The organism is Paenibacillus sp. 05T425, from assembly GCF_056396205.1.
On record NZ_JBFTLA010000001.1, the window covers coordinates 86006 to 108758 of the forward strand.

At 53.9% G+C, this 22753-nt stretch carries 15 protein-coding genes; 1 reads left to right on the forward strand and 14 read right to left on the reverse strand.

The window, feature by feature from the left end:
* Nucleotide 1: 1 nt before the first annotated feature.
* The 11 genes from AC1DF0_RS00350 to AC1DF0_RS00400 form a co-directional block, all read right to left on the reverse strand.
* Complete coding sequence (locus tag AC1DF0_RS00350) at nucleotides 2-1669, reverse strand: type 2 periplasmic-binding domain-containing protein (protein WP_477572697.1); 1668 nt, start codon at nucleotides 1667-1669, stop codon at nucleotides 2-4.
* A 54-nt stretch (nucleotides 1670-1723) separates the two neighbouring features.
* The gene (locus AC1DF0_RS00355; RefSeq protein WP_477572698.1) at nucleotides 1724-2617 is read right to left on the reverse strand and encodes a carbohydrate ABC transporter permease; all 894 of its coding nucleotides are present in this window, start codon (nucleotides 2615-2617) and stop codon (nucleotides 1724-1726) included.
* A 16-nt stretch (nucleotides 2618-2633) separates the two neighbouring features.
* Entirely contained in the window at nucleotides 2634-3545 is a 912-nt protein-coding gene (locus AC1DF0_RS00360; protein ID WP_477572699.1) for an ABC transporter permease, read from the reverse strand.
* The gene (locus tag AC1DF0_RS00365; RefSeq protein ID WP_477572700.1) at nucleotides 3542-6631 is read right to left on the reverse strand and encodes an alpha-mannosidase; all 3090 of its coding nucleotides are present in this window, start codon (nucleotides 6629-6631) and stop codon (nucleotides 3542-3544) included. Before AC1DF0_RS00365 ends, AC1DF0_RS00360 begins: the two co-directional genes overlap by 4 nt.
* Before the next feature lie 25 nt (nucleotides 6632-6656).
* A complete protein-coding gene (locus tag AC1DF0_RS00370; protein ID WP_477572701.1) occupies nucleotides 6657-8849 on the reverse strand; it encodes a hypothetical protein in 2193 nt (730 codons plus the stop codon).
* A gap of 452 nt (nucleotides 8850-9301) precedes the next feature.
* Complete coding sequence (locus AC1DF0_RS00375; protein ID WP_477572702.1) at nucleotides 9302-10450, reverse strand: GntR family transcriptional regulator; 1149 nt, start codon at nucleotides 10448-10450, stop codon at nucleotides 9302-9304.
* A gap of 125 nt (nucleotides 10451-10575) precedes the next feature.
* Complete coding sequence (locus AC1DF0_RS00380; RefSeq protein ID WP_477572703.1) at nucleotides 10576-12639, reverse strand: GxGYxYP domain-containing protein; 2064 nt, start codon at nucleotides 12637-12639, stop codon at nucleotides 10576-10578.
* Between the two features lie 518 nt (nucleotides 12640-13157).
* Nucleotides 13158-14639: a sulfatase gene (locus AC1DF0_RS00385; protein WP_477572704.1), complete on the reverse strand. Its 1482-nt coding sequence runs from the start codon at nucleotides 14637-14639 to the stop codon at nucleotides 13158-13160.
* 7 nt (nucleotides 14640-14646) lie between these two features.
* Nucleotides 14647-15513 (reverse strand): carbohydrate ABC transporter permease, encoded by an 867-nt coding sequence (locus AC1DF0_RS00390; RefSeq protein ID WP_477572705.1) that lies wholly within the window; start codon nucleotides 15511-15513, stop codon nucleotides 14647-14649.
* 9 nt (nucleotides 15514-15522) lie between these two features.
* Nucleotides 15523-16395, reverse strand: a complete 873-nt coding sequence (locus AC1DF0_RS00395) for a carbohydrate ABC transporter permease (RefSeq protein ID WP_477572706.1) — start codon at nucleotides 16393-16395, stop codon at nucleotides 15523-15525.
* Nucleotides 16392-17693, reverse strand: coding sequence for an ABC transporter substrate-binding protein (locus AC1DF0_RS00400; protein ID WP_477572707.1), 1302 nt, complete (start codon nucleotides 17691-17693; stop codon nucleotides 16392-16394). Before AC1DF0_RS00400 ends, AC1DF0_RS00395 begins: the two co-directional genes overlap by 4 nt.
* Before the next feature lie 210 nt (nucleotides 17694-17903).
* On the opposite strand from AC1DF0_RS00400, the gene AC1DF0_RS00405 reads away from it, so the two are divergent.
* Nucleotides 17904-18839: a helix-turn-helix domain-containing protein gene (locus AC1DF0_RS00405; protein ID WP_477572708.1), complete on the forward strand. Its 936-nt coding sequence runs from the start codon at nucleotides 17904-17906 to the stop codon at nucleotides 18837-18839.
* A gap of 9 nt (nucleotides 18840-18848) precedes the next feature.
* Here the strand turns inward: AC1DF0_RS00405 and AC1DF0_RS00410 are convergent, their stop codons facing one another.
* The 3 genes from AC1DF0_RS00410 to AC1DF0_RS00420 all read right to left on the reverse strand — a co-directional run bounded on the left by AC1DF0_RS00410 (nucleotide 18849) and on the right by AC1DF0_RS00420 (nucleotide 22747).
* The gene (locus AC1DF0_RS00410) at nucleotides 18849-19904 is read right to left on the reverse strand and encodes an LLM class flavin-dependent oxidoreductase (protein WP_477572709.1); all 1056 of its coding nucleotides are present in this window, start codon (nucleotides 19902-19904) and stop codon (nucleotides 18849-18851) included.
* Entirely contained in the window at nucleotides 19901-21397 is a 1497-nt protein-coding gene (locus tag AC1DF0_RS00415) for a DHA2 family efflux MFS transporter permease subunit (protein ID WP_477572710.1), read from the reverse strand. Before AC1DF0_RS00415 ends, AC1DF0_RS00410 begins: the two co-directional genes overlap by 4 nt.
* A gap of 99 nt (nucleotides 21398-21496) precedes the next feature.
* Nucleotides 21497-22747, reverse strand: coding sequence for a M20 metallopeptidase family protein (locus AC1DF0_RS00420; RefSeq protein WP_477572711.1), 1251 nt, complete (start codon nucleotides 22745-22747; stop codon nucleotides 21497-21499).
* Nucleotides 22748-22753: the final 6 nt, after the last annotated feature.

Consider the following 22753-nt stretch of genomic DNA (forward strand, 5'->3'; position numbering starts at 1 on the left):
ATCAGTTCGGCAGCTGCATCGTTACGACTTCTTTTCCCTTTAATTGTTCGTTCGTATATTGCATCGCTTCTTCGTAGCCGGTTTTCTTCATCTGCTCGCGCAGCTCGTTTAATATTTTCAGCGCCGCTTCATCCGACTTGGCATATACGGCCTCTTTCCAGGCATCGCCGGTTTTGTCCATCGACGGCTTCAGCGATTCCCACTTCTCGTGTTTTATAATGACATCGCCGGGATTATAGCCGGTTATCACTTTGATGCCGTTCGGGCGCAAAATTTTGCGGGCGTTATCCATCGTGTCCTTCCGCTCTTGATCCTGCCAGATGTCGCCGGCGCCCACGGAGTTGATTCGGTCCATTCCCGACATCGAGTTGAAACCGATCTCCAGCCCTTGGTTTTTGCGTTCGATCAGCTTGCCCGACGTATCGTTCGCGAACTTATCGAACCATTCCTTCTTCGGCGTCGGCTTGCCGTCTACCATATCCCAATGAACGCCCTCCACACCGTAACGAGTGAGCATAAAACCTTCGTCCGATGCCAAGTAATCCAGCAGCCGGAGCGCGGCGTCTACGTCTTTGACCGCTTTCGTAATCGCCGTGACGTTGTTTCCTTGAATACCAAGATCAACGGGACGGTTCGACTCCGCGCCTGCCCACTCCAGCGGGCCTACCGGCACGAACTCGCTGCCCGGATTCGCTTTGGCATATTCCTTGGTTGCGTCAAGAATTGCCGGATAATGCGCGGCTAGTACGGCGACGCGTCCTTGCGATATTTTTTCCTTGGCAATCGGGTCGGTCTGCGTGAACGCCTCCGCATCCAGCAGTCCCTCGGACATCAGCTTGCGATAATATAACGTGTATTCGTCATATCCTTCGGAGAAGAAAGCATTCTCAAGCGTGCCGTCTCCTTTGTCGACGTAACCGGCGCCGCCGTAAAACATCGTGTTGCCGATGCCTACCGCCCAGCCGTTGCTGAAGCCGCCCAGCGGGATGACCGGCTGACCGTTCGCTTCCAACTTCGAATCTTTGATTTTTTTCAGAAAGTTGTAGAAATCGTCTTTCGTCTTGACCGATTGCGGATCGACGCCGATCTGCTCCGCAATATCCTTCCGCACATAGAAGCCGTACAGCCAATCAATCCCGTCCGCGTCCGTGGCAGGCTGGTTTTGAAGCAGCAAATATTTTTTGCCGTCATATGCGTCAATCGCCTTTTCGTAGAGAGCCGGGGGTACGTTTTCTTTCGCGATCGATTTCGCCAAGTTCGGGTATTTGTCGAGCTTATCCGAGAAGTCGACCAACTGGCCTTCGTTGGCTGCTTTGATGATGCCGTCGAGCTCTCCGCCCCATGCCGGCCCCGTATAAATGTCCGGTAGATCCTGCGTGGCGAAGATCGCATTAACCTTTTCGGTTTCGCTTCCCGTCGTGTATTCCCATTCGACCGTAACGCCTGTTTTTTCCTTGATGACTTCTTCGACCGGCGTCATGTCGACTTCCGAACCCGTGGAGCCGTTCCAGTTATGAAGCACGCGAAGCGTCACTTCTTTGTTGCCGGAAGCGCCCCCCTCTCCGCCTTTATTCCCTGGCTCCTCATTGTTCGCGCATCCAGCCAAAGATCCGATCACGAGCGCAGCCGCAAGCAACACCGTTGCGCCTTTTCCGTACAGCTTCTTCATACAGAAACCTCCCTGAAAATAGTCATTTGTATGATAAAGTCCTCAAGGGAACCCTTATCCTTTGACAGAGCCGATCATGACGCCTTTGACGAAAAAACGCTGAAGGAAGGGATATACGCACAAGATCGGAAAAACCGTAATGACAAGCAAAGCCATTCGCAGCGATTCGGGCGTCGAACCTTGCACGCCGGTATTAACCGTCTGCCCGCCCTGCTGCGCTGCCCGTTGCGCCGATGACGAGAACGCTTCCGCTTGCGTCAGCATTTCCTGCAACATCGTTTGCACCGGGATCAAGTTTTTATTCGACACGTAGTAGGCGCCCGAAAACCAGTCGTTCCAATGGGACACCCCGATAAACAAAGAGATTGTCGCAAGCACCGGACCCGACAGCGGCAAAATAATGCGGGCGAATATTTGGAAATCGCCATAACCGTCAATGCGGGCCGATTCCTCCAGCTCCTCGGGTATGCCTTGAAGGAAGGTGCGGAGAATGACGATGTGCATAAAGCTGAACAGCATCGGAATGACGTACACCCAGAAGGTGTTGATCAGATGAAGCTTCTGCAGCGTAATGAAAAACGGAATGAACCCCGCGCTGAAGATGGTCGGCAGAAAAATGTAGAAGGAAAAAAACGATCTGCCCGGCAACGTTTTTTTGGACAAGGCGTACGCCATCAGCGTGCTAAGTCCCACATGCAGGAAGGTGCCGATCAGCGTGCGCAGCAGGGTGATTTTGTACGCTTGCCAAATACGGGCATTCTCGAAAACTTCCGCATAATTGTCCAGCGTCCACTTGCGCGGGAGAAAGTACAAGGAGCCCATCATCGAATCTTTCCCGTCGTTCAACGAATACGCCAAAATATAAATAAACGGGTATACCATCGAAAATCCTATCAACGCAAGCACCACATAATTCAGTATCGTAAAAACGGAAAATCGGCGTTTCATCCAATCACTTCCTTTTTTAGAAAAGAGATACGTCGCTCACTTTACGGGCGATTCGGTTCACCGTCACAATGAGAATCAAGCCAATCAAGCTTTGGAACAATCCGACCGCGGCCGCGTAACTCAATCGGCCTTCGCCAATGCCGGAAGTAATGACATGAACATCAAGCACGCTGCCGATGCTGGCCGTAGGCGGGCCGCTCAGTAGCAGCAATTGCTCGTATCCGGCGCTCATCAGGCTTCCGATCGACAGAATGAACAGGATGATGGCGATATTGCGAACGCCCGGCAGCGTCACATGCCAGATTTGGCGGAAGCGGTTCGCTCCGTCGATTTTGGCCGCCTCGTACTGCTGCTGATCAATGCCCGCGATTGCGGCCATATAGATGATCGAATTCCATCCGATGTTCTTCCACACGTCCGAGCCGACGATTACTTGGTAGAACCAGTTCGGATTGTATAAGAATTGAATATGTTCGATGCCAAAGAGGGAAAGAAGCTCGTTAACGGGTCCCCCGTAAGGCGATAAAAGCCGCTGCATCAACGTAACCACCACAATCCAAGATACAAAATACGGTAGATACGAAAGCGTTTGCACGACTTTTTTGAATTTAAGCCTGCGCACCTCGTTAAGCAGAATGGCGAGCAGAATCGGCATCGGGAAGCCGATCGCCAGCTTCAGGAAACTGATCAAGATGGTGTTGCGGATAATCTCCTCCGACTTGTAATAATCGAAAAACTGTTGAAAGTATTTCATTCCAGCCCAAGGACTGCCCGTAAATCCGCCCGAAAACGTGTAATCGCGGAACGCCACTTGAATGCCGAATAGCGGAACGTAGGAAAAGATGAAAAACCAGATCACCCCCGGCAGCAGGAACAGATAAAAAACTTTGTGCTTCCAAATTCGCCTCCAAAGAAAAGAAGCCGTCATACGCCTCCCCCTCGCTTAGCCGTCCCAGCTGGAATCGTTAATCTGAGCGTTATAATTTCAAACGGAGCAAACGTCAATCGAATCTCGTTCCCTTCGACCGGCATCGCTTCGAGCTTATTTTCCATCAGATCGGACTGCCACGCTTCACGTGCCTCGCATCCGAAGCGAAGCGCCGTATGGACGCGGGTACCCGCCGTTTCGTAAAGCCGGACAATTAGATCTTCTCCGTCCTCGGCTTGTTTGACCGCTTCCACCATGACATTCGGATGATCGAGACTTAGGAAGGCGAACGTCTCCGCAAGCTTCTCCGCCGCGCTGCCTTCCGGAACGGCAACAACCTGCAGCGGAACATTCAGCTCGTAACCTCGCTTGTACACCTCCGCCTGTACATGGTCGCCCGGATGCGGATACAACGAATACGTAAACGTATGCTCTCCCCGGTCAGCCTCGGGATCGGGATAGGAAGGGCTGCGCAGCAAGTTCAAATCAAGCACGCCGCCTTCCGCCCGGTGTCCGTATTTGCAATCGTTCAGCAATGCGACGCCGTAATCCGGTTCCGACAGATCGATCCAATGATGCGCGCAAATTTCATCCTTTGCATAATCCCACATCGTGTTCCGATGCGTCGGCCGCTTCAAATAACCGAATTGAATGTCGCAGTTGACGACATCCGTACGGATGTTCACCGGGAACGAAGTGCGCAGCATCTTGCCCGATTCCCGCCAATCGACATGTGTCTCAAAGTCGATTCTGCGGCTGCCCTGAGTTAGCAATACCCTCTGCGTCAGGCGAGATTCTCCGATTCGGTAACGTTGGACAAGACCTGCCGTCGGTCCATCCGCGAACGAAGCGGCATCCTCCAGTTGAAGCGTCCTGCCTCCCGTCATCCGGTAATCCTGACGGAAGTCCCATGCATCCCCATCGTCGCTAAATACGCGCAATTCGTTTGCTTTTCCGCCCGCTTGCACGATTTCGCGCCGATACTCCTTATCGTAGACGGATACGATCGAGCCATCCTGCGAGAAGGTCAGCAGGAGCAGATCATTCTCCAGGCTATGTCCCTCCGTCGTCACGCGGGGCTCTTGAGCGGCCGTCGGCGATTCCGCCGCGGCGGCTGTTTCCGACATGACCGCGGATGTATCCTCAGGCTCTGCCAGCGCGTATCCCATCGGAGGTACGGACACGCGCATCCATCGTCCGGCTTCCTTCACCCACTCTTCCCGCCTCCAGGGCAAGGAATTAAATACGGCTAGCGGCTTGATTGCCGGCGACTGCGCGGGCGGCAGCCGGAGGGCGATTGCACCGTATGCATCCGCAATCATCGAATCGACGCGTTCCTGCAGCAACGCATACCGTTCCAGTGATTCGTCGTATACCCGCTTGATCGAAGAGCCCGGCAAAATATCATGGAATTGGTACAGCAGCACTTCCTTCCAAATGTCCTCGAGCGCCTCGGCCGGATACGGGTATTCGCAAAGCTTCCCGGCAAGCGAAGCCGCGAACTCCAGCTCCCGCAGCGCCTTCTCCAGCTTCCGGTTATACCGTTTGTTCCGCGCTTGACTTGTCAGCGTGCCTTGATGCTTCTCGAGATACAGCTCGCCTCTCCAGGTTTGGTAGCGCTCGGCGTTTTGCTCCAGCTTCTCGAAAAAGACCGAGGACGGCGTCTGAACGACCGGACTTAAACCCAGCAAGTTCTTCTCGCGGGACAGACGCTCCAGATGCTCTTCGCCGGGGCCGCCTCCGCCGTCGCCGATTCCGAACAACATCAGGCAATGCTCCGACACGTTTTTGTCGAGATAGTCCGTCTCCGCTTTCACGATGGAACGCGGCGCGGCCGGGCTGTTGTAAGTATCTTCGGGCGGCATATGCATCAGCACCTGGGAACCGTCGATCCCTTCCCACATGAACGTATGGTGCGGATGCCGGTTATAGGTGCTCCAAGACAGCTTCTGCGTCATCATGTAATCGACGCCCGCTTTTTTCAGCAATTGCGGCAAGCTGGCGGTATACCCGAACACGTCGGGCATCCATAACGATTTCATTTCCTGACCGAATTCCTGTTGGAAAAACCGTTTGCCGTACAGCAGCTGCCGGACAAGCGACTCGCCGCCCGGAACGTTCGTATCCGCTTCTACCCACATCGCGCCTTGCGGTTCCCAACGTCCTTCATTCACGCGCTGAACGATTTCCTCATAAAGCTTCGGATAACTCCGCTTCATCCAATCGTATAGCTGCGGCTGGCTCGCTCCGAATACATAGTCGGGATAACGCTCCAGCATCCGAAGCGCCGTCGAGAACGTTCTCGCCCCCTTGCGGATCGTCTCCCGGATGGGCCACAACCACGCCAAATCGATATGCGCGTGGCCAACGGCGTGAATCGTCAGCACGGGATCGCCTCCCCGCTTCGCCAGTTGCTCGCGAAAGATGCCACTCGCGCGGGAAATCCGTTCATCCGTCAACTCGGTCATAAGCAGCGAAACCTCGTACAGAGCTTGCAGAATCCGCTCCTTCCTCGCCGAACCGGCCGGCAGCCGCTCCGCCGTTTCCAGCAGCACTTCCCCGTCGTAATACAGTCCCCTGAGGTTTTCGCGGCATATGGCGATCACCGCCTCCTTAAGCGTGCCGCTGCGATACCGTCCGAACAAATCGTTGCAGCCCGCATCACCCCATACTTCGATCGTTTCCGAACCTGTCGACGCTTCGCTCACGTGGACGACCCGCTTGCCCGGCAGGCCAAGCGAATAATCGAACTCCGAATTGATATTGGTCAGTCCTTGTCTCGGCGAACCATCTTCGTCGACCAGACAAAGCTCGCCGTTGACGTCAATCAGCAGCACCACCTTGGCCCCTTTGGCCGATTCGGGAACTTCGCCTTCGAAGCGGAACCAGGCGCAATCCCACAAACCTCCCCATCGGTCTCCCGGGAACAGCTCCATCCACCGACCAGACATCCTCTCTTCATAAGGTACCGGCTCCGAGGTGACCCAAGCCGTGACGCGCAGCTCTTCCAGCGGAGTATAGATCCGTTCCTTCCAGTCTTCCAGCATCGCTTTCAGCCGCTCCGGCTTTACCGTTTCGTATGGCATATCATGTCTCCTTTTCGGCTAATGTTCAGCTTTCCCAACCGACGTTCACCATGACGTCCCCATCGCTGCAATGCTCGTACCTTAGCAGCACCGTCGACGACGGCGCGTCCCATTCGAACGGAATGGGATCGTTGCTGCCTCCGCTGAGGCGCATTGCCGACAGAGGCTCCCGCGGGCAATAAAATCTTGCTGCCGCCATGATCCCCTCCGGACCTTTCGGCTGAAATGAGAATCCCGCTCCGCTCTGCTCTAGCGATTCGATACGCGAGGAAGCGGCTATGCACGCAACGCGGCCATCTGCCGGCCTTCCCCTCTCCAAGTCGAACAGGAAAGCTTGCTCTCCTGGCGCAATCCGCATCTCCTGCCGCACCGGCAGGAGCGGTTCGAACAAATCGACGACAGGGCCCGGAATCGTGACTAGCGAGTCCAAGACCGACTCGTCAAGTGCTGCCGCAATAATGTATGGTCCGCGCCGCAGCGTGAAATCGTGTTTCGGCTGCCAGCGGCATGCCGGATCTCCAAGCGCTTCCATCGCCTCTCTTACGATTGCGCGCAAGGCATTCGCGCCTTCGACGGATGCGGCGCATTCATCCGGTGCGACCGGAAGATAGGCGACAACGCCTTTGCCGGAGCGATAAAGCCCGCTTCCCGAATCAACCTTTACATCAAGCTGCTCGAACAAATGTCCGCGGGGGGATGCGTAGCTGTGTCCGTCTTCGTTCCACCATGCGCGGATACCGTGATAAGGATCGGCGTCATCGCCGACATATACGAGCACGCCTCCGTTTCTGACCCAGCCGGCCAAGGCAAAATGGAGATCCGGGTATTCCGGCTTCATAAATTCGTAGCTGAGCAATAGCACCCGGTAGCCGTTCAAATACCGGGCGAACCTCCGCACGTTGTCGAGCTGGACCGGCCGAACCGGAATCCCGTGCTTGAGCAGGGGCAGCGCCAATCCGTAGAACGGGGAGAAGTCCAGCAGCTCCGTATCACCGTCCTTCTCGAACCCTTCCGGATCGGTGCCGTCATATTTGCCGGCACTGGCAGAAGACGCTTCATCCATCTTCATTCGCTGGAACATCGACGAATCGGCAATCAATACGCCGATACAGGACTCTGTCTGCTCCGCCCCGTCCGGCGTCTGCTCCATATTGCCGAGCGTGTGCATGACTTGCAGCAGCAGCGTCGCATAATCCGGCGGAATCGTCGTTTTTCCGCTGCCGTCCTCCGAAGGATATTTTCCTTCAAAGATTCGCCTCGGCCACGGGGAAACCTCGTAGCGGGACACATCGGGATGCAGCAGCGATGCCGTTACCGTCCGCTTATAATTTTGTCCGTAATCTTCCCAGGTGTGGTTCGGATTGTCTTCGATCGGATCATGCAGAAACCACATGCGCCTTCCGGTTCCCCTTACCAGCTCCTGCATAATTCCGTATTCCAGATAAGCGGTTTCAAAAGTCCGTTCTTTGCGCACGCCTTGATATACATTGGGCGTCCGCGCCGTTCCCGTCCAAATCTGGGCGATATAACCGTCTACGGAAGGCAGATCGATCAGTCCCGATTCCGGGCTGACGATTCTCCATTGCGTGTAGTTGATCAAGCTATGGGTCGGCACATAAAAGCGCAAGTCGCGGCCATATGCGGTGAGGGCGTACTCCTTCATCTCCGTGCACAACCGGTCCAGGCTGCGCGTATACAGATGCGCCTTCAGCTTCGAAGCTCTGAACTGCGCATCCGGAGACGAATGCGGAGCGGACCATGGCTCTCGGTAATAAAGCCTCCATTCCCGCTTGAACGCTTCGGAATAACCTCCGTCCACCCAAAATTCCGGCTCTTCCAGATGAATGGCTTCGACGCCTGCCTCTACCGCAATCCGTATTTGTTTAGCTAAAAAATTCGTATAAGCAAGCGTCGGCACCATGTAGGGAACATCTGGCGTATCCCCGTGGATGATCCGCTCACCGTTCCGGTTGGTCTGAGCTTCGTCCCAATGGTCGCGCCCATCGACAAGGCCGTTCAAGTAGTCCTGATACTCTCCCCATGCCACTCCCGTCATCAAATGGACGATATAACCCCGTTCCTTCCACTGGCGAATCCGCTCGGGCATCGTATCGTCGATGCCGTACACCATCACAAAATCCGTCTGCAAATCATAGGAAGCCCGATAAGGGGCCGATTCCTGAAATCCGGTTTTTTCTTCCCTTCGATCTCTGGTCATACGCAAGTCCTCCTTGCCTGATGGATGCATGCCGCATCGGATTTTCCAAAGACTGTATTTCTCCACCACAGTATAACTTCACATTTGTATATATTCAATATATTTTTGAATATTCTTTTTAGTACCTTTTGAAAGGACCTATTCGCCTTAGCAGCGATCCTATGGACATCAGCTGGCTATAGGAGCATATTCCCTGTATTAATGCGGGTTTCAGTTACTTTTGAACCACAGAAAAAACAAAGAAAAATAGCGTTAACTCGATCATTTTGTCGAATTACGCTACTAATTTTACATATATATTCAATATATCAATTAAAGCTGCTTAATAGACTGCTAGACTCCTTCCTAAGACTCAATCAAAAAACTGTCATACAAAAAAAGCTCGCCCCTTAGGCAGTGTGTTCCTGCCTTGAGACGAGCCTTCATTTGGTTTGGCTGCCATAGTCCGATGGTCACACAGGCTTAAATGGACCTGTCGAATGACGGACAATCAGTTCCGGTTTGATTAAAATTTTGCTATATTTGCTTCGCGGCTCGTCGCCGGAGCGGATGCGTCTAAGCAACAGCTCCGCCGCCTTATAGCCGATTTCGTGTTCGAATTGCTTGACATGCGTAAAGGCGGTGACCCCTTCCATTATGGCCGTGGAATCGTCAAACGTAATGATCGACAAATCCGCCGGCACGTTCAGGCCGGCTTGCTCGGCCATTTGGTAAATATGGGCCCCTAGTCTGCCGTTAAGCGTAATATAGGCGGTCGCCATCCGGTTTTTCACATATCTGAACAAAGGATGAGTCTGGACCTCGTCCTGCGTGCTTAAGCTGAACTCGGTTATGATATGCGCGGGATTAATGAGCGCCCCTTTATTTTTGAGCGCGTTCATGTACCCGTCGATTCTTTCTTGCACCGTAACCGTCTGCAGGGGCGAGTCGGAGCAGATCGCGATTTGGCGATGGCCCTGCTCCCACAAATAATCTACGGCAAGCTGAGTTCCCATCCTGCCGTCCGACGCGATATAATCCGTCTCCACGCCGGGCAGGAACCGGTCAATCAGCACGAACGGAAAGCCGCTTAGCTTCATGCTCAAAATTTCTTCGTTATATTGCTCCTCGTCCACCGGGAATATGAGCAGCCCGTCGACGCCGAACTCCTTAAATAGTTTGATCGCCTGCTTCTCCTGCTCCAGCACGCCGTTCGACAGCTGGATCACGGACTGATACCCGCGCTCCCGCAGCCCTTTCTGGATGCCTTCGATCAAACGAATGGAAAAATAATCGTCAATCGACGGCATCACGAGCCCGATTAGCTTTCTGGCGGTTCCGCTTTCCCGCTCGTCAAAACGCCGCTCCGGGACGGATATCAGCTCGGACGAATCCAGCTTTACTTTGTTGACGAAGCTGCCTCTGCCCGGCACACGGGAAATCGAGCCTTCATTAACCAAGCCGGCTAAAGCATTCACAACCGTAATTTTGCTCACATTAAAAAGCTCCATTAGTTCCTTCTCCGTCGGAATGCGATCCCCATGCTTGAGGCCCGAGGTATGGATCAGCTCTTTAATGTAATCCTGGACTTGCTGGTATAAAGGCAATCTTTCATTTTTCATTGGCTCACCAAAATTTCCCGTATATTTGTTATGTTATATATAATATATCCTTTCGTTTGCTATTTCAAGAAAAACGATGGAGAGGACGACCGAAATGTCCGGCGTCCTCTCTTGTTATGACAATCTTACGGCTTAACGGGCAATCCGTAGGCGCTGCGAATCAACGAGAAATATTGATCGGCGCGAACAGCAGCGAATTCGGGTCCGAGCGATGCTTGCAGCTCGGCGATATCCGATGGAGTCAGGCTCCATGCAAGCAGCCCCAACGAAACGAACTTAGGAGATTTGCCGTCCCAATCGGCTTTGGCGTTCTCCAGAATCGTTTTTCCGTCCTGTGCCGTGCTGATGCCTTGAATCGTTGATACGGGAAGCTTGCCACCGAGCAGCTCGATGCCGTAACGGTCTTCCCAGCTCAGGAACATCCCTGCGGGGTTATATTCCTTCATGTATGCCGCCGCGTGGGCATCGTCCAACGGTACGTTCTGGCTGTCGATCCGATTCAGGACGTAAGGGATAGTCATCCCCGTTTTCTCCATATACGAATTCGACTGCTTCAAGAAAGCGGAGAATGATTGCGCCGGCCAAGCGTTCGGATAGAAATAGCCGGCACCGGACGGTCCCGCGATGATCTGATCATTTGCCGTTGCCGTTTCGTTAAAGTAGTTCAACATCGCCGGCGCCGCATCGTAGAGCAGCGGGCTGGACGTCCAGTTGAGCGGCACTTTGCCGCGGCTCGGATCATCCCACAATATCCGCATGCGATGCTGGTTGTATTGGAAGTTGTCGCCTTCGCTGAACGTATAGGTTACGTAAATTTTATTTTCGAGCTTTGGCGTCTTTATTGTGGCAGGCTTCGGCTTATTCGCTTTCGTGCCCGAGAATACGGTCAAATTGCTGAACCAGTCCGCAGCCAGCACGTAAACGCCGTGGTTCGAAGTAATCTCGACGCCGCTGAACTCGCCGTCGACGTCGTTGCTGAACCAACCTAGATAAGGCGTGCCCGGCTTCACATCGGACAATATTTTTTCGAAGAGCTCCCGCTGCTCCGGAACGTTGGAGTCCAGCCAGAACACCATCGCTTTATTGGCTACCGCATAATCTCGGAGATAGCCGTAAGGCTCCTTCTGCTCGGAGGAAACAGGCTGCACGCTGCTGACGGAAACTTTGTATTGATTCCACATTTCGACCGAAGCGGTCAACTGCTTGGCGCCGGCCGGCGGCGTAAACTTGTAGATGAAATAGCGGCCGTTGTCGGCAAAGCGATGTCCGCCTTGCCCCTCGGACACCTGCGATCCGTCCCTGTCGTACAGGAACGCCTCTTCCTCCGCAGTACCCGCAGTGAATTGGGCGATCGTCTCTCCGTCCGCTTTCACCGTCACTTCATGCACGGCCGCTCCCCAGCCGTCCTGCGTGAACGCATCGCCGAACCGGAGATACACATCAGAGTCGCCAAGGCTTTCGCTCAGGTCAAAGTCGTACACCTTTTTGTTTGCTCCGTCTCTTTCCTGCGTTGTATCCTGCCCAAGCACGGTGAACAAATCTTCCTGATTGTCCGGCAGCCTGATCGAGGTTTGAGGGCTCAATCCCACAATCATTCGTTTGGTCGTTTGACTCCACAGGTTTTCGTACTGCCAGGTATACGCATCCAGTCGATCTTTGAATTTGCCTTGCAGATCGTCCAGCACCTTCAAGTTGTACGGCGCGGCCTGCAGCTTTTTCGCCAGATCCGGACTTGCGACAACCGCACCCTTCAAGCCAGCCAGCGTCGTCGCCACGTTGACGGAATCCGGGATTTTCGGATCATAGACGATAACTCCGTTTACTTCCTTGGCATACGTCCGTACGATTTGCCAATAGTCGTCCCTCACCTTATATTTCACGTCCAGATCATTCAGCCAAGTAAACTTGCCCTCTTCTTTGTTCTCCAGCAAATAAACGCGCGGCTCTACCCGATTAACGATGCCTTGCAAGGTTGCCAGCATCAGCTTGATATCGCCGGGCGCGTCGTAAATATCCGCCACATCAAGTTCTTTTACCTTCGAGAAGCTCGGAAGCGCTTGCTCAGTCGGCCAGGATATCGTGCTCTCCCGCGTCTTTTCTTTGTCGCCCGCAGCCGATGCAACTGCACCCATCGTCATCGATAGGGTACAAACGATCGCAAGCCCGATAACCGTACACTTTCGCAGCATTAGATACACCTCGGTTAAATGATTTTATGGAGAACGACGTTGGAATGCGACTTCCCTTCCCCTCCTTTTGCGGCAGAATCCGTTCCGTTCTCGCAAGTATATATTTAATATATTCATAATATCTTTGCAATCCATTCTACAAAACCTCTTATCGTATGACATCAATTTGAGACGATGGTTGCAGTTCGTATGGATGATGACATGGTTATATTTTCCTGTAACATGCAAAAAAAAAGAGAGGCAACGGATCTACCGTCCCTCTCCTGCCTGATATGAAAATGAACCAAGCTTTAACTAACAATTGAGCTATATTGGATATGTGCAGTAACTTTGTTCGATCAGAGTACCGATTAAGCGCTATATTGGATTTCTGCATTAACTTAGAGCTAACATGGCTGTCATTGAACCACAATGGCAAAAGTTAATGCGAGAATCCAACATAGCTCCCAGAATCCCTCCAAATGGAGCAAAGTTAATGCGAGAATCCAACATAGCTTCATTCGTGAAGCAGTAACACTTTACTCGTCTTCCGCTTTGATCCCAAGGCGCTCGTATTGCTCTACCGGCGCTTCGTTCTCTTTCATGAGCTTCTTCAAATGAGCAACCATCCGTGCTTCGATCTCCGCATCGTCCAGCGGCCTGGCTTGCTGAGGATCCTTCGCGACATCGTACAGCAGCGTGCCGTAGTCGTGCAGGTTCCCGTAGGTTCGCGCCGGGATCTTAAGCGGTTTGACGCATTTCGTGAAAGCAAAGGGTTCCGCCAGTTCCAACTGCTGCAGCTCGCTCGTATGGAACCGGCTGCGCATATGGGTCGGCATTAACGTATAGTCGTACAACGGTCCGTTTTCTTTGGTCGCCGCCGACCTCATATATACGTAGCGTCCGTCCGTCACGTTGACATGCCCGCCGTGAATGCCGAACAGCGCCGCCTCCCGAACCGGCTCGTCCCTCTCGATCGTACCTCGCAGCGGCTTCCCTTGCATATCCTTCGGCAGCTCCACTTGGAAGAAGTCGAGCAGCGTCGCCGGAAGATCGATCGTTTGCACAAGGCTAGCCCTTCGCTCGCCCTTCACCCCGCTTCGGGGATCCCAAATGAACATCGGCGTATGTGCCACTTCATTGTAGAACGGCTGCACGCATTTGGCCCATTGATCGTGCTCGCCAAGCAGGAAGCCGTGGTCCGTGTTCACGATCAGCAGCGTATCCTCCCACAAATCGAGGCGGTCCATCGTATCCAGCACTTTTCCCAAATAATGATCGCACATCGTTAACAAGGCGGCGTATTCGAGGCGCATATGTTCCACGTCTTCCACCGACTCCGTGACCGGACCGTACACGGGCCAATCGGCAAGCCGCCCTTCGTACTCATGAGCGTAAAGTTTCTTGAACTCCTCCGGACTGAAGAAAGGTTCATGCGGATCGAACGTCTCGATTTGGAGAAACCAATGGTCCTCCTTATGATTCAGCTCGATGAATTCCAAGCCGCCGGCGAACGTCTGCGCTTGGGGAAATTGATCAGTCTCCACGATATATTTGCGGTTAATCCGGTCATGACGGAACATTTTGCGCGCGATCGGGTGAAGGTTCTCCAGATGAAGGCCGTCCGGATGGCGAACCTCGCCCTTCCATGGGTCCCCTTCTTGACCGCGTATCAGCTCGAAAGACTGGTAACGCGGATGATAGGTCCCGCCGCCGTCCTCCCAATAATGCTGATGGTCGGTAATCAAATGGGTATACACGCCCGCTTCTCCCAGCTTCTCGATGGCGGAATCGTCGAAGGGCTCCAGCGGCCCCCAGCTGCGATGAAGGAAGTTATGCCTTCCTGTATGCAGCTCCCTGCGGGCCGGCATGCAGGGCATGCTTCCGACGTAGCTGTTGTCGAACACGACCGTTCGTTCGGCCAACCGTTTGAAGTTGGGCGTCCGAATCCAATCCGGTCCGCCGTAAGGGGATAACATATGACGGTTCAACGTATCGAACATAACCATAATGGCTTTCATTAATTGCTCATCCTTTCACACTAGATGCCATAACGCTGCGAATGAACTGCTTTTGGAACACGAAAAACATGATGATGATCGGCAGCGATACGAGCAAGGAAGCCGCCATCAATAGATTGTATTGAACCCCGTGTTCGCCCCGGAACACTTGCAGGCCGAGCTGAAGCGTTCGCATAGACTCGCTGTTCGTGTAAATTAACGGATGGAAGAAGTCATTCCAGACGCTGACGAATTTGAATATGCCGAGCGTCGCGACCAGCGGGCCGCTCTGCGGCAAGTAGATCGCAAAAAACAACCGAAGATAACCCGCCCCGTCCATATAAGCCGCCTCGTCGAGCGCCTTCGGGAACTGCAAGTAAAATTGGCGCGCCATAAAGATGCCGAACGCTCCCGCAAGCTCCGGCACGATCAAGGCGTAGTAGCTGTCCAGCCATCCGTTGCCTCCGGCGCCGAGCCAATCATTGCCCCCAAACAACGGGATCGACTTCATGATCAGAAACTGCGGAATAATGACGACCTGCGCCGGAACCATCATCCCGGCGAGCATCATCAGAAAGATCGGCACATTGCCCTTGAATGCAATGCGAGCGAATGTGAAGCCGGCGAGCGCGTTGATCAGCAGGCTTCCGGCCACGACGGCGATCGTGACGACTGCGGAATTTTTGAAATAAGTCGGCCAATCCCCCCTCTGCAGCGCCTTCGCGTAATTGTCCCAATGCCAAGCATCTGGAAGGAGATTCACCGCGCCAAGCGAAAACTCCGCATCACCCTTCATCGAGGTGAAGAAAGCGATGAGCAGCGGCAGGACGGTGATCGCGGATATCACGACGAGAACGGCGTACGCCGAGCTTTGTTCTATTTTAGTAAGTCTCATCATTCACCTCTATTCGGTCGACGCGTTGCGACTGCCCACGACGTATTGGATAACCGTCACGACGAACGTAGCGGCGAGAAGAAATACGGCCATTGCGGATGCGTAGCCCATTTTGTACTCCTGAAAGCTTGCCCCTACGATTTGCGTAACGACCGTCGTGCTGGAATTCGCGGGTCCGCCTCCCGTCAACACGAAGACAAGGTCGAACACCTGAAACGAACGAATCGTAGCCGTAATGAACAGGAACAGCGTCATTGGCTTCAGCAACGGGACCGTAATATGCCAGAACTTGCGCAAGGCCGACGCCCCGTCCAGACTAGCCGCTTCGTACAGGCTTTCGGAAATGCTCTGGATGCCGGCGAGAAAAATAATCATGGCATAACCGATTCCGACCCATATGCCAATCAGAATGACAGAGCCAAGCGAAGTGTTCGGATCCTGCAGCCAGTTCCGGCCTTCCAATCCGATCAGCTTCAGAATACCGTTGATCGGTCCTTGGCGAGGATCGAACAGCCATAGCCAAGTCATCGCTACCGCTACGGATGAAATAACGCCCGGCAAATACAGAAGCGCGCGGAATACCGCGAGTCCCCGAAGCTTCATGGCCAGCAGATTGGCTAGAACGAGACCGATGACCATGCTCGGAACGACCGTACCGATCCAATACAGAGCCGTGTTTTTGATCGCCCGATGGAATATTTCATCGCCCCACAAACGTTCGAAGTTTTTGAAGCCGATCCATTCCGGAGCATTCAGCATCGTATAATTCGTGAAGCTTAAATAAAGCACCCATAGAATCGGCAGCAAAATAAATATCGCAAACAGGACGACGCTTGGCGTAATAAGCAGGTAAGGTATGAAACGGTTTAACCCCCTGTTCATTGTCCAGCGATCTCCTCCCTCGCCAGCTCCGCGTTCGCTTTCAGCGCTTCCTCCACTGGACGTATGCCGTTATACGATTCCTCCAGCGCGAGGCGCAAATATTTAACGTTGATCGCCCAATTGCCGGAAGCGCCATACCCTTTGGCATCGTTCAATGCTTCAAATGCTGCCGCGTAAGCAGGACCGAGCTTCGTGTAATCGTCCTTCAACGATTGAAGCGGCGGGATCGCGCCCGTCTTCGTCGTAAACTCCAGCACGTTCGCGCCTTCGAACCAGAATTGAATGAACTCCCAAGCCGCTTGCGGGTGCTTCGTCTTCTGAGCGGCCGTCAAGAACGTGCCGAGCATGAGAGCCGTACGATTCCCTTCCGGACCTTCCGGAGGCAGCGCCCATCCGATGTTCTCTTCCCCGACCGTCTTTCTCAGCTCCGCTGCGCCTTGCGCGGATGTGAACGATAATGCGGCTAGGCTGTTCTGGAACGGCGTACCGTTTAATTGCTGCTGACTGGACGGAATAATCGCCCCTGCCTTATACAAATCCACCATCTTCTGCACCAGCCCCACCGATGCCGGTGAATCGAAAGTCGGATTGCCTTCCGCATCATAGAAGTCTTCGCCGAGCAGAAGCAGCAGCGACAAGTAGGACTGCTCCCCGTTGCTCGTTTGAATATCGATGCCGCCGCGTACGGTTTGGCCGTTCTCTACGACTTTGAGCTTATCCGCGAATTCGAAAATCTCGTCGAACGTCTTCGGCGGACTCTCGGGATCGAGACCGGCTTCCTTGAAGAAATCTTTGCGCCAAACAAGCGGACGAATTTCCGGGAGAAGAAGACCGTATTGTCCGCCTTCGTATTGGCCTGCCTCAAGAATATCCGGGAAGAAATCGTTCTCGCCCGCCCACTGAGCTTCTTGAATATATGGCGTCAAGTTCAAGTATTTGCCTTGATTCACCGTCGAGATGAGTTGACCGAAGCCTAGCCCGTGAACGTCCGGCTGCAAGCCTCCCGAATAAGCGACGGTCAATTTCTGAAAGTAATCCGCCCAAGGAATGAACGTCGGCTCGACATGGATATCGGGATGGCCTTGCTCGAACTTCGCAATGAGCTCATTGACCGCTCCCGTCAAAATCTCGTCCGTACCCGGATACCAAAACTTCAAAGTGACTTTCTCTTCTTTCGTCGTTGCACCGGAACCGGCGTTGTTCGTGCCGTTCTCCGTGTCTTCTGCTCCCGACGAGCATGCCGATAAAATGGATGTTGCCGTTAGCACTGTTGCAAGTGCGACCGTTATTTTTTTCACCTAGGCTTCCCCCTGCCAATAAAATGTTGAGACAAGCAGCTTGCCATCCGGTTAACCGGTCTGAAATACAAGTTGGTTATTCCTACTGGAATACTTGCCTTTATGCTTATCAATGTTTAGTATTATAGCATCGAGAGCTCGGCGCGTATTTATCAGAAATGAAGATAAATGTTTCAAAAATGCAGATTTTGAAATTCGGGGGTGGCGGACATGAACAACTTTATGGAATTCAGCAATCAAAGCTCGCTTGATCATGCCAACATCAACATTCGGTGGTTGAAAGAATGGAAGCTAACGGATGTCCATCACCGACACCTGTTCATCTTTCCGTATACTGCCTTCTGGATCGTATTGTCCGGTACGGCGACGATTGAGCTGAATCACGCTCCCTATACGCTGAAGCCGGGCGATATCGTGTCGATTCCGTCTAAGTCGGCGCAATCCTGGAAGGAGGTTGGCCATGGGGAGCCGTTCTGCTACTTGTCTCTTGCGTGCGAGGCTACGATCGGGGTCATCGATCTCATCCGTTCCTATCGCTTCCCACACGTCGTGTCCGATATGCCGCAAGGAGAAATCGATCGGCTCGTCGCCGACTGGAGAAGCTTGGCGGACGAATACAACGATTTCATTCAATTGTTCGACGATAAAGACGTCAAGTCCATGGAGAAGGGGTTCGGCGAGCATTTTCCGATGTTCATGCTGAATACGGACCAGACGATCCGGCATTTGCGGATTCGGGCGAAGGGTACGTTGTGGGTTCAGCAGCTGTTCCTAACGCTGCGGCCACGGCTGCCGGATTACCCCGTCGACTTCGATAACCGGGTGTTCGAGGTATGCGACTATGTCGAACAACGTCTGCACGAGCCGCCAACGCTCGATGAGATGGCCGCCCTTGTCTCGCTCAGCAAGGAGCAGCTTCGCACGCTTTTTCAAGCGACCTACGGCATCTCGCCCGTCAAATACGTCCGGCATGTCCGCCTGCAGCGTGCGCGGGATTTGCTAATGCTGACTTCCTATCCGGTGAAGGAGATCGCTAGAATGATAGGCTATCCGGATCAGCACCACTTCTCCAGGGCGTTCCAGCAGGCCGAGAGGTTATCTCCCCAGGGGTATAGAAAGAGATTTCTTCAGGGGAGTAAAGGGTGAAGCCGGCTCTCATATAACCGGGGAATGAAGTGCCTCCCACACGCTGCTCGGCACTTCCTTGCGCAGCACGGGCGCAACGTCCGCCGCAAACCGCTCCATCTGTTCCCGCTGCTCGGCTTCGGACAAACCGTCTACGCTAAGCGACAGAACCTGATGACCGAATGCGGCATGATAATTCAATATTTTCTCGATAACCTGCTCCGCGCTGCCAATCAGACTCGGGCCTCTTGCGATATGATCCTCCAATGAGGCAAATGGCGATTGATTATGCTGCGCGGCTGCCGTCGCTTGAAAGGCATCGTAATAAGGACGATAACGCCGTATCGCTTCTTCCGTCGTACCCGCGATATACAAGCTGCCCGCTCCTGCGCCAACCACCGCTTTCGTAGGATCGTGACCGTGGTAAGCCAGCCTCTCGCGATAATGATCGATTAAATCTTTATATTTGGCTTGCGGATGGAAGCTGTTCGAGGAAAATAACGGCTCCCCGTACCGAGCCGCAAGTTCTGTCGATCGAGTGCTGGAGGCACTCCCGTGCCAGACCGGAATCGGCCGTTGCAGCGGCCGCGGCTGCGTCGTCACCTGATGAAGCGGCGGCCGGTAATGTCCCTGCCAGTTAACATCTTCCTCCTGCCATAGCCGCTTAAGCAGCGCATATCGCTCTTCCATCGAATCCCACTGTTCCTCCTCGGTTATCCCGAATAACGGATAATGGCGCGGATCATTCCCTTTGCCGATAATCATCTCCAGACGGCCGCCCGACAAATGATCGAGCGTCGCGTAATCCTCTGCAACCCGAACGGGATCCAATACGCTAAGCACCGTGACGGCGGTAAGCAGCCGGATGCGGGAGGTTCTTGAGGCGATCGCGGAGAGCAGCAGCGGCGGTGAAGACGACAAGAACGGAGCACCGTGCCGCTCTCCGATGCCATAACCCTCGAAGCCCAGTTTCTCGGCGAGTTCCGCTTGCTTAATGATGTTTTCGAATTTTTCCTTTGTCGTAAAATGCTCCCCCGTGACCGGATTGGCCAAATTCATGACAAGGCTGAACCAAATGAATTTCATAAGCTTTCGCTTCCCTTCGGAGAATGGATTGTGGATACCGGCAGCCGTCTGCCAAGCAGCAGCCCAATCGGAATGCCGAGTGCGACGATGATGCTCGATACCAGAAACACATCATGAATACTGAGCATAAGCGCAAGGCGATAAGGGGCGGCTCCTTCGACCGAGCCTCCCAACGCCGCCTGATGAACCTCCATTCGCCAATAATACAGCGAGGTGCAGACGCCAAGCGCCATCGCGCTGAACACCTGCCTCAGCCAATTAAGCAATGCCGATGCATGTCCCAGCAATTCCGGAGGAACAGACGACATGCTTGCGTTCGTCGCGGGCGTCGAAGCAAGTCCGGTTCCGATATTGCGGATCCCCATCCAGAGCATAATGGCGATCAGACTTGTCTCCGGGCGTAATCCGCTGAAGTAATAGGTGCTGATGAACAAAATAAAACATCCGATCATAATAAGCCTCGCAGGACCGAGCTTCCCATACCATTTGCCCGCTGCGAAGGTGGCGGCGGTTAAGCAGCCGGCAGCAGGAAGGAAGAGAAGACCGACCTTGAATGGCGTCAGACCTTTTAGTTCGACAAGAAACAACGGCATGAAATAAACGACGGCATATAATCCGAACGATAAAATCAACGAAGCGGCAAGACTAAGCGCAAATGTAGGGTTGCGCAGCAGCCTAAGCTGCAGAAGAGGATGCTCGCTGCGCCGTGTCTGCCGAACGAAGCCAACGATGCAGCAGGTACCGGCCAGCAACGTTGTCCAAGTGAGTACGCTGCTCCAGCCCCACTCGCTCATATTCCCGAACAGCAGCAGCAAAGCCAGACTTCCGCCGGAAGCAAGCAACAAACCTCGCCAATCGAGCCTTGCAAGACCATTCGGCCGATCCTTCGGAATAACAGCTGCACCCGCGGCCCATGCAATGATCCCCACCGGCACGGTCACTAAAAAGATAAGATGCCAGTCGAAGCTTTGCAGCCAACCGCTCAATGTTGGGCCAATCGCCGTACCCAGCACAGTGGAGAACGACCATACGCTTAGAGCGAAGGTCTGCTTTTCTTTGCGGATTGTCCGATAAATCAGAGCCAGCGAAACCGGTTGAATAAGTCCGCAGAATAGCCCTTGTATAATACGAAACACGATCAGTGCTTGAATATTCCACGACAAGGCGCACAGCAGCGAGCTCACCGTAATTCCCCCGATCGCGAATAGGAACAACCGCTTGCAGCCAAACCGTTCCATCGCAAAACCGCTGATCGGAATCACGATGCCGCTGGCGAGCGTAAAGCCGGTTATCATCCACTGGACGGTGCGCAGCTCCGTGCCGAATATATGAATAAAGCCGGGAAGCGACACGTTGAGCGAGACCACATGATACATGCCAACGAAGGAACCTATGAATATCGCGGCGAGCACCGGCCAGAACGCCGGATACGGTGTTGGCTTCTCCTGTATGTACTTTTCCTTCTGGATACCAAGCAGTGCTCCCAACTTCATTCCTTCTCTCTATTTCATTCTTTACTACGGTTCCGATTAAAAATAAAACACCGACGGCCGGCAAACCTGCCGGACTGTTGGTGTTAATGAGTGATACGGTTAAGCCGTTTCAATTCCTGCGGCGAGCTGAACGAATAGTCTTACACCGTGCACGAGCGCGGCTTCGTCTAGATTAAACTTAGGGGTGTGCAGCCCCTCTCGGATACCAAGCGCCTCATTGCCGCACCCAAGCAGAATGAACGCCCCAGGCACACGGTCGAGATACCAGCCAAAATCCTCTCCGGCAAGACTTGGCGCGTGAAGCCGGATCACCTTCTCCTGCCCGAGCACAGTCGCTCCGGCGCGGACAACCTCACTCACGGCCTGAGCGTCATTAACGACGGCAATCCCCTCGCGATGAACGATCTCATAGGAGCCTCCATATGAAAGCGCAGCCGCATTGGCGTGCCGTTCCAGTCCGCCCTTAATCGCGGCGACCGTCGTTTTGCTGAATGCTCGGAACGTACCTGTTATGACACTCTGCTCCGCAATCGCGTTAATGACTGTTCCGGCGCGCAGCGTTCCGAAAGCAAGCACGGCCTGTTCCAACGGATCGATGTGATTCGCCATCATACTATTCACCGCGGCAATAAAGGCTGCCGTCATTTGAATCGCGTCAACGGCGAGATGAGGCGTGCTGTGATGCCCGTTCCTTCCATGAAACTTGACGTGAAAATGAGAAGAGGCCGCCATCGCGTAATGCGAATGGATGCCAAGCGTTCCCGCTTCAAGCTCCGGCCATACGTGAAGCGCATAGCAGCGGTCAACCCCTTCCAGGATACCCGCTTCAAGCAAATCACGTCCGCCCGAGAGCAACCGTCCGTCCAGCGGACTCGGAAGCGCGCCCTCTTCGGCCGGCTGAAAGACGAATCGGATTTCGCCTGCAAAGCTCTCCCTATACGCGGCCAGCGTCTTCGCGGCGCCAAGCAGCATCGCCGTATGAGCATCATGGCCGCAAGCGTGCATCACGCCATCGGCAGTCGATTTATAATCGACTTCATTCAGCTCCGCAATCGGAAGCGCATCCATGTCCGCTCGCAGCACAATCGTTCGGCCGCCTTCCAGCCCGCCGCGAAGCACGCCGACAACCCCTTTGCCGAAATGGGGACCTACGCCTAAGCGAACGTCGATCCCCCACTCCTCCAGCAATTGCGCCACGATGCCAGCTGTACGATCCGTGCTGTACAGCAGCTCAGGATGGCGATGCAAATCGCGCCGAACGGCGACAAGCTCGTCTTGCAACGTACCGGCGAAAGCAAGCATCTCTCTAAGTGCCTCTTCTCCGAGCCGTACGATACCCGTCTCCCTCATACGCAA